This window comes from Granulicatella seriolae (assembly GCF_024543085.1).
Classification (GTDB): domain Bacteria; phylum Bacillota; class Bacilli; order Lactobacillales; family Aerococcaceae; genus Granulicatella; species Granulicatella seriolae.
The window spans coordinates 1-12,210 of record NZ_JANHNZ010000010.1 but is presented as its reverse complement, the minus strand read 5'-3'; the positions used below and the strand labels follow the sequence as shown (position 1 = coordinate 12,210).

Below are 12,210 nucleotides of genomic sequence, written 5' to 3'. Positions count from 1 at the left end.
TATTCCTTAATTTAATTTTTTTAGATTCTCAATTCTATCTAGTACAGCTTTTCTTTGTTCTTGATAAGCAAGTCCTTTTTCTTTTTCAGCTTCAACGACTGCTTGTGGTGCTTTGGCGACAAATTTCTCATTGGCTAACTTTTTATCAACACGTTGAATTTCTTCATTCAGTTTTTCTGCTTCTTTTTCCAAACGGAGGATTTCTTCATCTATCTTAATCAAGCCAGCAAGTGGTAAATAAATCTCAGCACCAGTAATAATAGTGGTTACCGCATTATCAGGAGCAGTTTTATCCAAGCCAAATGCCAAGAAAGATGGGTTACAAAAACGTGAAATGTAATCTTTATTGGCTTCTAAAATTTCCGTATAGTTTTGCTGACTCGTCTTAGCAATTATCTCAATCGGTTTAGAAAGAGGTGTGTTCATCTCATTTCTCACTTGACGTACGGCACGAATAAAGTCCATTAGGAACTCCATTTGGTCTGCTGCAGTTTCATCCATTAAGCTTGGGTCGAATGTTGGATAGTCAGCTACCACGATGGAGTCGCCCTTATGAGGAACTGCCTGCCATATTTCTTCCGTTACAAATGGCATGATTGGGTGCAACAAACGTAAGGTTTGATCTAACACATAGACTAAAATTGATTTAGTGGTCAATTTAGCTTCCTCATCATCACCAGATAAGGTTTCCTTCGACATTTCGATATACCAGTCACAGAAATCATTCCAGATGAAATGGTACAAGTACCTTCCAGCTTCACCAAATTCAAACTTATCAAAGAGTTCCGTAACTTTTTCAATAGTTTGATTCAATCTAGTTAATATCCATTTGTCCGCCAAAGATTTTTTGCCTGAAATATCCAGCTGGTCAAGTGTCAAGTCACCGATATTGATTAAGGCAAAACGGCTTGCATTCCAAATTTTATTTATAAAGTTCCAAGCAGCATCCATTTTTTCTTCTGAGAAGCGCACATCCTGTCCTGGAGTGGACCCTGTTGCAAGGAACCAACGTAAGGCATCTGCACCATATGTTTCAATGACTTCCATTGGGTCAACACCATTTCCCAGTGACTTGCTCATCTTACGGCCTTGGGAATCACGGATTAGTCCATGAAGCAATACATTTTGGAATGGACGTTTGCCAGTAAATTCTAAACTTTGGAACATCATACGGCTCACCCAAAAGGTTAGAATGTCATAGCCAGTAACCAAGGTGTTGTTAGGGAAATACCGTTGGAAGTCTCTAGAACTTTCATCCGGCCAGCCCATGGTTGAAAATGGCCAAAGTGCTGAACTAAACCAAGTATCTAAAACATCTGGGTCTTGTTGCCAATTCGCAATGTCGCTCGGTTCATCCATACCAACGTAGACTTGACCAGTTTCTTTATGGTACCAAGCTGGGATTCGATGTCCCCACCATAATTGACGTGAGATTACCCAGTCATGAATGTTTTCCATCCAACGAATATAGGCATCATTAAAGCGTGGTGGATAAAAGTTTACACTTCTGTCTCCCCCTTCTCTTTGAGCTTTAATAGCTTCTTGAGCCAGTGGTTGCATCTTAACAAACCATTGTGTAGAAAGACGAGGCTCAACGACAACCCCAGTTCTTTCTGAGTGTCCTACACTATGAATATGTTTTTCAATTTTCACCAACAATCCAGCTTCTTCTAAATCAGCAACAATCGACTTTCTTGCTTGGAATCGGTCCATACCAGCATATTTGCCAGCCAAGACATTCATGCTAGCATCATCATTCATTACATTGACACGTGGAAGGTTGTGGCGATTACCTACTTCAAAGTCATTTGGGTCATGAGCAGGTGTAATTTTTACAACACCGGTCCCAAAATCTTGCTCCACGTACTCATCGGCTACAATTGGAATTTCTTTATTCACTAAAGGTAGGATAACTGATTTTCCAATGTATTGTTGGTACCTTTCATCATCTGGGTGAACAGCGACTGCCGTATCTCCCAACATGGTTTCAGGTCGAGTTGTTGCCACTTCTAAGAAACCAGAGCCATCTGCCAATGGGTATTTCATGTGGTAAAAGGCACCTTCTAGATCTTTATGAATGACCTCGATATCAGATAGAGATGTCTTTGCTTTCGGGTCCCAGTTAATAATGTACTCGCCTCGGTAGATAAGTCCCTTTTCATAGAGGGTTACAAAGACCTTTTGAACAGCATCAGATAAGCCTTGGTCCAAGGTAAACCGTTCACGGCTATAGTCAACAGAGATACCCATATTTGCCCATTGCTGACGAATATGACCTGCATACTCTTCTTTCCACTCCCAAGTTTGTGCCAAGAAGCCTTCTCTTCCTAAATCATTACGCGTTTTTCCTTCGCCACGTAGTTTTTCTTCTACTTTGGCTTGAGTTGCGATACCAGCATGGTCCATTCCTGGTAGCCATAGGGTATCATAGCCCTGCATTCTTTTTTGACGAATAATCATGTCCTGCAAGGTAACATCCCAAGCATGGCCCAGATGAAGCTTACCTGTTACATTTGGTGGTGGAATAACGATGGAATAAGCTTCTTTTGTAGGATCCTCGTTTGGACGAAACACTCCTGATTCTACCCATTGACTATACTTACCTTCTTCAACCATCTTTGGTTGGTATTTTGTTGCCATTTCTTCTGCTTTTGACATGTAATCCCCTCTTTCGTTGTTATAAAAATAAAAAAAGTCCTATAGAGAGCAAGCTCCCTATAGGACGAATATATCGTGGTACCACCTAAATTTGTGTCTACAAATCTCATAAACACCTTTACACTGTTAACGGAGTTTTTCCGCAAATGGCTCATCGTTTCGCCACTTGAACTCACAAGCTACCTTCTATCCCGTATCGTAAAGAACTTTCAGCCTATGTTCTTCTCTCTTGGACGTCTACTAGAATATACTCCTCTTGATCAAAGTTTATTCGTATTATTTGCTTGCCACTAGTTTAGCATGTTTAACCCATAACTGCAATCTTGAGCTAGCAAATGTTACCCAAAATCGACTATCTCACTATCTTCTGCCATAACTTGATCTGTCCAAATAGTTATTGTCGTAATCACATATGGTACAACGTAAAAAGCTGGAATAACAAAAATACAAGTAAGAATCCAACCAGACATTGAAAGTAATAACCTTAAAAATTCCCAAGTCCGACCTGACATTAACTGTTTTGATTTTTTTAAGGTTTCCCAAATTGAAAAGTTTTCTGCTTGATTTCCATGCGATAGATTATCCTGAATAATGAAAAAGAAAAAATAGAAATTGAAATTGATAAAAATAAAAAATAGACTTAAAAATGGACTTGAAAGAGATAGTAATAAAGAAAAAAGTTGAAAAGGAAGACCACTAAATCCTGCCGAAAGAGAAAAAATTGCAATTCCAAGTAGAGTTCCTACTACCAAAGATGATATTACTGTAATCAGAAGATTAAAAAGTGATATTGTTATTATTCCTATAAATGAATATAACATTCTTGAAATAAGATTATCTTGAAAAATATAAGCAATAGTTTTTTTTATATTTGCTCTAACATAATATGGGTTTCTAACAAAAATTAAAAAGAATTTATTGACAATGGTTAAGAGGATTGCAGAAATCACTGTTTGAATAAGTATATCAGGAATTGAATTAAAAAAATAAGAAAAATCATTTTTTTGTGAGAAAAAGATAATTATAAGTTGCACTCCAATAAATAAACCGGGCAACAGATAGTAAAACCATATTCCAATAAACATAATTAATGACACAATGATATACATTACTATAAAGTAATCCAAATACGCAGACGATAACAGGGAAGAAATCAATTCATTGTTTAACAAAATACCAAAAAATACGTTTCTTACCAAAGTAAAAAGTGACACCATTAATGGCAAGGTACCCACAAATCCCAAAAAATAATTTTTTCCTACTAACGTTTTTGCTTCTTTCTTTATTTTTCTACGATCAATAGCGATTTTTATTTTAAGCCCTCCTAATTGTTCACTAATATACAATACTTTACCAATAGATTCTCACTTTTTCAAGCAAAACTTAAAAAATTAGCAGAAAATTTGTCCAAAAAAATCAAAAACCTCCCTACTACTTTTCTAGAATGGGAGGTCTACCATAAAAATACGAAACTAACCAAAATCCACTATTTCATCATCCTCAGCCATGACTTTATTAATCCAGATAGTTGTCACGGTGCTCATATATGGAACAACGAAAAAGATTGGAATAATTAGTACACAAGATAGGGCCCAACCAAGCATAGATAGATGTAATAGAATGAACTCTCCTACACGGCCACGCATCAGTTCAAAAGATTTTGAAAGAGTTTCAAGAACTGTTAGTTTTGGTAATCGATTCCCTTCAGATAGATTATCCTGAATGATGTAAGAATAAAAATAAAAATAGATATTAATTAGATAGATGAAAAATAAGAATACTAATACAGCAAAAAAGGTTAACAAAAACATAAAATCTAAGTCTGCTCTAAAGAGAGATATCCCAAAAATAAAGGATAATCCTCCCATAGTTGTTACGGCCAAAAATACACCCATATTAATGATAAAAACGATAACACTAAGAATAATCATATAGATTAATCTTGTCCAAAAATTATCCACCAATGAATAACGCAAGGTATCAAGGATGTTGGACTGAACTCTATCAGGGTTTCGCACCAAGGCTAACGAATACTTAAGGATAAGCAAACTCACTACAATACTATAAATTGCAGCTAAAATAGTCCAATCCTGATTAGCAAAAACACCTCCAAGTGCAGCAAGAATAAAAGGAACAATTGCAGCTAGATAATGTTTCAAAACAATATTTTTTGCTTCTTTCTTTATTTTGACACGGTTAAAAGGCTTTTTTTCCATTACGACACACTTCTTTTTTCTACTTTGTATTTGACAAACTCTATTTACAAGCCTTCTTCAAGAATTGAATCACTTATTCACGCAAAGCCTTTGCTTCTTCAATAGCCACTTCATAGTTTGGTTGGTCAACCATCTCTACCAAGATTTCTTTGTAAACCAGTCTTCCTTCTTTATCCAACAAGAATACTGCACGTTGATCTACGTCTAATTCTGGAATATAGATACCATATTTTTTACCGAAATCTCTTTGCGTATCGCTAGCCATCAACATATCTACACCATTTCCTGCACACCATTCTAGAAAATCTTCTTTGGTGTTGGTTGAAACGGTCACTAGTTGGATATCATCGAGTGCTGCTATTTCTTGATTGAATTTCTTAGTTTGGATATCACAAACGCTAGTATTGATATCAGGAACCACACTAATTAGGGTAACTTGTCCTTTTAGAGTGTCCAGACGTAACTCATCATCTTTACTACTGACCACCACAAAATCTGGTACTAATTCTCCAACTTGTGGTACTTGTCCTTCTGTTTGATAAGGTGAGCCTTTACGAGTAACTTCCATTTTCTTTTTCCCCTTTCAATTTTAGAATAAATCATCTATATCATTTTGACTTGTAAACGAATTTGCCTTTATTTCTTCAACTTCTACGCCAGCTAAACACCGCTCCATAAGGGCTTCTATATCTAAACGTGCTTCATATTCTCTAGCTTTTTCTAGTTTTGGTCTTGTCTTTGGACTTGGTGGTGCAAAAACCGTACAACAGTCTTCAAATGGTTGAATAGATAAGTCAAAAGTATCTATCTCTTGAGCAATAGCAATAATATCCAATTTATCCATGGTAGCAACCGGGCGAATGATAGGCGTTTTGGTGACATCATTAATGGCAATCATACTTTCCAAGGTTTGTGAAGCAACCTGTCCAACTGACTCACCATTCAAAATAGCTAACCCACCTTGTTCTTCTCTAATCCTATCCGTAATTCGTAACATGAGTCGTCTCATGATAGTCATAATATAATTTTCAGGCACTGCTTTTTTGATTTCTTCTTGAATTTCTGTAAATGGGACTGTAAAGAATTGCATAGAGCCACCATAAATAGCTAGTTTTGCCGCTAACTTTTTAGTTTTTTCTAAAGCTTGAGGGCTAGTATATGGCGGACTAGCAAAATGGACTAGTTGAACTTCCATCCCTCTTTTTAGTGCTAAATAAGCTGCAACTGGTGAATCAATACCACCAGAAAGCATCAGTGAGACTCGTCCACTTGTACCTACCGGAAGTCCTCCAGCACCTTGAATAGTTTGAGTACTTACCATAATATGTTCTCGTCGAATATCAACCCGAACCGTGATATCTGGTTTCTTCACCTGTACTCTTATACCCGGAAAAGCCTCCAATACTGCATCGCCCAAAAATATATTACTGTCATTGGTATTATAAGCAAACTCATGGTCTGTCCGTTTGGTAGCAATTTTAAAGGTTTTTTCATTTGGATTCAGTGTTGATAAGAGATTGATGACTGTTTCCTTAACCAACTCCATGTCTTTTTCAACGATATATACTGGTGAAAAAGATTGAATGCCAAATACTGGTTTTAGCAAATCAATAACTTGCCAAACATCAGCACCATTTAAATCTACATACATAAAATCATATTCAGGATGGACTTTTATGTGGGGATAATCCACCAAGCAGCGTTTAATATTTCTAGCCAATCGTTGCGTGAAAGCTTTTTTATTCCTACCTTTTGTTGACAGTTCGCCATAGCGAATTAATAATCTGACCTTCATTCTTTATCACCCTTTTCTTACTTATTTATAGCGAAATAAGTTAAATTTTTTAATTAAATCTGAGAACACTCTTTTAAACTCAGCAACTTCTGCCAAAGTATTTTGATTGGATAGGCTAAGTCTAACCGCCCCACTTGCCCATGCATCATCAATATTCATAGCTCCTAGAGTTGAGGAATGGTCATTTTTCTTGCTTGAACAGGCACTGGTCGTAGAAAGATAGATATCCTTTTCTTCCAAAGCGTGGACAAGCACCTCACCTTTAACTCCTTTAAGCGCAAAACAAATAATATGAGGGGCACCATTTTTCGGTGAGAAAATACGAACAGCTTCCTGTTGAGCTAAAAAATCCCACAATTCTTTGCGAAGGGTTTCTGTATGCTTATCTTCCTCTAATGACATTCGTAAAGCTTTAGTTGTCGCTACAATGCCAGCTACATTCTCGGTCGAACTACGATAGCCAAATTCCTGCCCCCCACCAGAAAGAAGAGCCTGAATTTTTTTATTTTTCTTTTTGTAGACAATGCCTATCCCTCTTGGGCCATGAAACTTATGAGCCGAAAGTGTTAGAAAATCAATTCTTTCACTAGTCACTAAAGCTTGATTCAACCCAACAGCTTGCACACCATCCACATGAAAATGAATCCAAGGATAATCTTCTAGTATCCGCCCAATTTCTCTTATTGGCTGCACAGAGCCAATCTCATTGTTGACAGCCATAATAGAAACAAGAATGGTGTCTTTTCGCAAAGCTTGGACTAGTTGGTCTAGCATCACTTCTCCCTTATCATCCACATCTAGATAAGTCACTTCAAATCCTTGTTCTTCTAGCTGTTTCATCGTTCTAAGGACAGAAGGATGTTCAATCTTGCTGGTAATCAAGTGATTGCCATATACTCTTTTTTCTAAGGCGGTTCCCTTTATAACCCAATTGTTCCCCTCAGTACCACTTGATGTAAAAATAACTTCTGTTGGCAGAACGCCCAAGAGTCCTGCTACATTTTGTCTAGACCTATCTAAAACACGATTGGCCTGAACTCCTAAGTCATGCAAACTTGATGGGTTTCCCCAGTAGTCCTGTGTTACTTTTTGATAGACCTCTAAAACTTGCGGATAAACAGGGGTGGTTGCACTATTATCAAAATAAATCATTTGTTTCTCCTTCACTTTCTCTTGTTCTCATTTTATCATACTCACGCCAGAGTCAATACTATTTTGCGTTTTTCCCATGAAAAAACTCCTTATAGAACAGGTCCATAAGGAGTTTTGCGTTTAAAAGAATGGGTTGCGTTTTTCACTCTCATAGTTACTGCGAACACGTTGACCAGCATCTGGTTCTACCGCATTTAAGGCACTTTCAATAACTGCTAGAGATTCCGCATAATTGTAGGTTCCATTGAATATTTTTAGGGATTGTTCAATGGCACTTTCAATCGTTGGATTGGACAGACGGTAACGATTAGCATGTTGAATCATATATTCGGTTAATTGAGCATTATCAACAATCTCTTCTGTTTTAATGTCCAAAGCTTCAATATCTTCTTCAATAATACTGTTTAATTGGTTAATCTCTCTCATATCAATTTTAACCCTATTCAGTTTTTGAGATAATTGTTCAATCTTGCTACCAGTAGAGAAGAATAATTCTAGATACTCTTTTTGCAATCCTGGTAAATGGTATTTTTCAACCGTACGCTTCATGTTTCTCAAATCTAATTCGTAGACATCCAAGCTATCACGAATACCTTTTTCCTGTTGACGCAAGGTAGACAGATGAGAAATCAATCCTGATTGGTTAGAATCAATATCTGTCAGTTTCTTAGCTGCCAATTGGTAGTATTCTCTAACAATAGAGTAAGGAACTTGATGCTCTTTTAAAGCTTTAGCATAATAATCTACCGCTTCTTTTTCCTGTAACAGTTGTTCTTCAAATTCTTTCACTTGCACCGATTCATTATTGCTTAGTAAATAGTTTTGTGCAACTCGATCGATTTCCAAGTTCACATAGCGATTGCTCTGCATTACTTGATCAAGCTTCTTCTCAATCTGAACTTGATGTACATTGACATATTCCCTAGCATCAATTTCTGTTTGTAGAACATTATAAAGACTATCGATTTCCCGACTAGTTTTATCCATTTGTTTACGTGCATCATCTAAGTCTGTTGTAGCAATGTATTCTTTGGCTTGTTTGATGGATTCTTCAATTTCTTGAATTTCTTCATCCACATTAATTTTAGAGAAAAGGTAGTGCTCCTCCACCATGCGTTGGTAGCCTTCTTTTAGATCAACGACTTGTTCTTCATAGGTTGTTTCAATCTCTTTAAAATATTTAGGAACAGAATCAATAATCTCTTCTAATTCCTTCATGTCTTTTGTTATGCGACTAAGCACTTCTTTAGCTTCTAAATGATCGCCTTCATTGGTTAAGGTATTGAATTTCGCAAAATCCAATTCAAGGTAAGACAATCGTTTTTCCAAAGTTTCTAGAGCATCACCAAATGAAAATGAGTGAGCCAAGAGATCTTTTCTTAGAGTTGAATAATTCTCTTGTAATTGTTCTAATTCCGCTCTATTTTGTTTTTCACTATCAAGCAGTTTTTGTAAGGCAGAAAAAATTCTATCCACTTCCACTTTTGCTTCATCAATCATTTCATTAGCAAGTTTTGTTGTTTGAGAAGCTTTTACAAAATTCAAGCGTTCTGTATACTGCTCAGCACTGACGATAGCCGCTTCAATTTCTGGAAAGCGAAAACGAGTAATCGTCTGCCATGTAGCATTCCATGTTTCATAGGTACGTTTCGTCTGCCCAGTCAAATTTAGATTCTTTAAGGTATAAATAGTGTCCGCGATGGGAACTGCCATTATTTTTTGCTTTCTTACATTCACTTCTTCAATTTCTTTTGCTTGTCTTCGTCTCATATAATAGGTTGCTCCGTATGCAAGTGCCCCTATTACTACTATAAAAAGTAAAAACCAGAAAAATTCCATCTGCCACTCCTCCAAATATTCATATCTATCAAACATATTATCAATTTAACTATCATTTTCTAGTATAGCATGTATTTCTAGTCATTAGCAAAGTTTATTGACAATTCCCATAAAGTTTCACAAAAAAAATTTCAAAATTTCCTTACATTAAGACCATGAAATTTTCTTCTTTAAAAATTGTTTTAATAAAATTGGATTTACAATCCCTTTAATGATACTAGAAATGGTTATGGCTACCCAAACACCGATAGCACCATAATACGGCAATAGAAGTAAGGCTAATGGGATACGCAAAAGATTAAATACTATGCCAACCATGGATGGAGCTCGTGTCTCTCCTACTCCATGGAAGATACCTGTTGAACCAATTTCTAAACTCATAAACATTTGACTTGCAGCTAAAATAAGTAGGTAAATCGCTCCAAGTCGTAGGGCTTCTTGGCTATCAGAGATGAATAAGGTAAACCAAAAATTTCTACCTACAACCATCAAAATAGTGGCCACTAAACCGATAGATATCATCAATCTCAGTCCTAAGCGAATACCTGTTAAAGTTCTCTCTTTTAACCGAGCACCATAGTTTTGACCAACAAAAGCAGTTAGGGCAAACGAAACACCTTCAGTTGTTAACCAGTTTATCGATTCGATTTGTGAGCCAGTGGAGTATACAGCAACAGCTGCTGAGCCTGATTTAGCTACTAAGCGCGTTAATAGAATACTGATAAAGGCATGAATGCTGTTTTGTAAACTACTCGGAAAGCCTAATTTAGCCATTCTTTTCCACAATTCCCAATCCGTTTTCGCTTGAATACGAACTCTAGATAAAAGTTCATATTCCCTTCTCATGGTTAATAAGAAAAGTGTGGTTACTAAAAGATTTGCAAGGCTTGTTGCCAAAGCGGCTCCTTTTACCCCTAAACTAGGAATGGGACCCAAACCAAATATCAGAATCGGGTCAAGAAGAATATTCGCTAACAGACCTAAGGCATTAATTCTAAATGGCGTCTTGCTATTTCCAATGCTGGTGTAAGTAGTTGAAAGAATTGGATTCATAAAAACAAAGGGCATACCTAATAAAATAATCGACAAATATTCATTAGCATAATTTGCCACATTTTCAGAGAGATGGAAGAAGCCAATAAGTGGTCCTCTTGCCAGGTAAAGGAAGCTCGCATAACTAATAGATAAAGCCAATGCCATCTGTAAACCATTTTCGACAATTCGTTGAACTTTGGCTAAATCCTTTTTCCCAAAGGATTGAGAGGCCAAAACACTAACTCCAATCCTAGGAATCTGCACCACTGAACTGGCCAGCCAGATATAGTAACCTATTGTACCTGTTGCTGCTACCTGCTCCACACCCATTTTTCCTATCCAAAAGATGTCCGTTAAGTTATAGGCCATCTGTACGAAGGCGGTAGCCATTAAGGGCATAGATAAGCGAATCAAGGTTGGAATAATCGATCCTTGTGTCAGGTCGAAACGATTTGATGTTTTCATTTGACACCTCCTTCAAAATAAAAAAGCTGCAAGTCCTTGTTTAAGGGACTTACAACCTTTCATAAGATTAACCAAGTTTGTTGTAGTATTCAACGATAAATGATTCGTCAACTTCAGAAGTTAATTCTTCACGCAATGGTAAACGAGTGTAAGAACCTTCTAATGTTTCAGTATCAAATGAGACGAATTCAGGACGTCCAAATAATGATTCAACAGCTTCTGTAATGATAGAAAGCTTTCTTGATTTTTCACGGACACCGATAACATCTCCAACTTGTACTGAGAATGAAGGAATATCAACACGTTTGCCATTTACTGTGATATGACCGTGGTTAACTAATTGACGTGCTTGACGACGAGTAGTTGCAAGGCCTAAACGGTAAACAACATTGTCTAAACGCTGTTCTAGAAGGATCATGAAGTTTTCACCATGTTTCCCTTCTTTCATTTTACCAGCTTTTTTGAAAAGCGTAGCAAATTGACGTTCATTCATACCATACATATGGCGTAATTTTTGTTTTTCTTGTAATTGTTGTCCATACTCAGATAATTTTTTACGGTTGTTTGGTCCGTGTTGACCTGGTACGTAAGGACGACGTTCGATTTCTTTACCTGTTCCTGAAAGTGAAATCCCTAAACGACGAGATAATTTCCAGCTTGGTCCTGTGTAACGTGACATGTTTGTTTCCTCCAATAATTGTTTTTTGGAGTAAAATATTAAGTCGGATGATCGATTCGTGCAGTTTGTCCTTTAAATTTCACCTTTGCAGCCGCGGTTACTCTTTTGCCCTTTCGGCGACAAACTGTTGACGTTCTTCTTCACTCCTGCTGCATATTTTACACTTTTATTATTGTACGTTATTTGGTATGAGAATGCAATAGTTAGATTTGTTTTTCTGCTTAAGCAACTTTCAATAACCTAGATTGTTCATAGTTTTTAAAATTGCACACAAAAAAGCCTATCTATCACTAGTTAGGCTTTTTTTATTGTACACCATTTAGGTGTACAAAAAGAACACACCTTGTGTTATTGTTAAGTTGCGAAACCAA

9 protein-coding genes and 1 other annotated feature are annotated in these 12,210 nt (G+C 36.7%); all 9 genes read right to left on the bottom strand.

Annotated elements, in window-relative coordinates:
* Positions 1 to 6: 6 nt before the first annotated feature.
* The 9 genes from NPA36_RS08550 to rpsD all read right to left on the bottom strand — a co-directional run bounded on the left by NPA36_RS08550 (position 7) and on the right by rpsD (position 11,839).
* Positions 7 to 2,658: a valine--tRNA ligase gene (locus NPA36_RS08550; protein WP_256945711.1), complete on the bottom strand. Its 2,652-nt coding sequence runs from the start codon at positions 2,656 to 2,658 to the stop codon at positions 7 to 9.
* A 57-nt stretch (positions 2,659 to 2,715) separates the two neighbouring features.
* Positions 2,716 to 2,931: a binding site (T-box leader), on the bottom strand.
* Between the two features lie 65 nt (positions 2,932 to 2,996).
* Positions 2,997 to 4,004, bottom strand: a complete 1,008-nt coding sequence (locus NPA36_RS08545; protein ID WP_256945710.1) for a DUF975 family protein — start codon at positions 4,002 to 4,004, stop codon at positions 2,997 to 2,999.
* Positions 4,005 to 4,130: 126 nt separating this feature from the next.
* Positions 4,131 to 4,874, bottom strand: a complete 744-nt coding sequence (locus NPA36_RS08540) for a DUF975 family protein (RefSeq protein WP_256945709.1) — start codon at positions 4,872 to 4,874, stop codon at positions 4,131 to 4,133.
* Positions 4,875 to 4,947: 73 nt separating this feature from the next.
* A complete protein-coding gene (gene tpx / locus NPA36_RS08535; RefSeq protein ID WP_256945708.1) occupies positions 4,948 to 5,442 on the bottom strand; it encodes a thiol peroxidase in 495 nt (164 codons plus the stop codon).
* Positions 5,443 to 5,463: 21 nt separating this feature from the next.
* A complete protein-coding gene (gene thiI, locus NPA36_RS08530; RefSeq protein WP_256945707.1) occupies positions 5,464 to 6,669 on the bottom strand; it encodes a tRNA uracil 4-sulfurtransferase ThiI in 1,206 nt (401 codons plus the stop codon).
* A gap of 21 nt (positions 6,670 to 6,690) precedes the next feature.
* Complete coding sequence (locus NPA36_RS08525) at positions 6,691 to 7,821, bottom strand: cysteine desulfurase family protein (RefSeq protein ID WP_256945706.1); 1,131 nt, start codon at positions 7,819 to 7,821, stop codon at positions 6,691 to 6,693.
* A gap of 120 nt (positions 7,822 to 7,941) precedes the next feature.
* Positions 7,942 to 9,660 (bottom strand): septation ring formation regulator EzrA, encoded by a 1,719-nt coding sequence (locus tag NPA36_RS08520; protein ID WP_256945705.1) that lies wholly within the window; start codon positions 9,658 to 9,660, stop codon positions 7,942 to 7,944.
* A gap of 147 nt (positions 9,661 to 9,807) precedes the next feature.
* Positions 9,808 to 11,160, bottom strand: coding sequence for an MATE family efflux transporter (locus NPA36_RS08515; protein WP_256945704.1), 1,353 nt, complete (start codon positions 11,158 to 11,160; stop codon positions 9,808 to 9,810).
* Positions 11,161 to 11,227: 67 nt separating this feature from the next.
* A complete protein-coding gene (rpsD, locus tag NPA36_RS08510) occupies positions 11,228 to 11,839 on the bottom strand; it encodes a 30S ribosomal protein S4 (RefSeq protein WP_256945703.1) in 612 nt (203 codons plus the stop codon).
* Positions 11,840 to 12,210 lie beyond the last annotated feature (371 nt).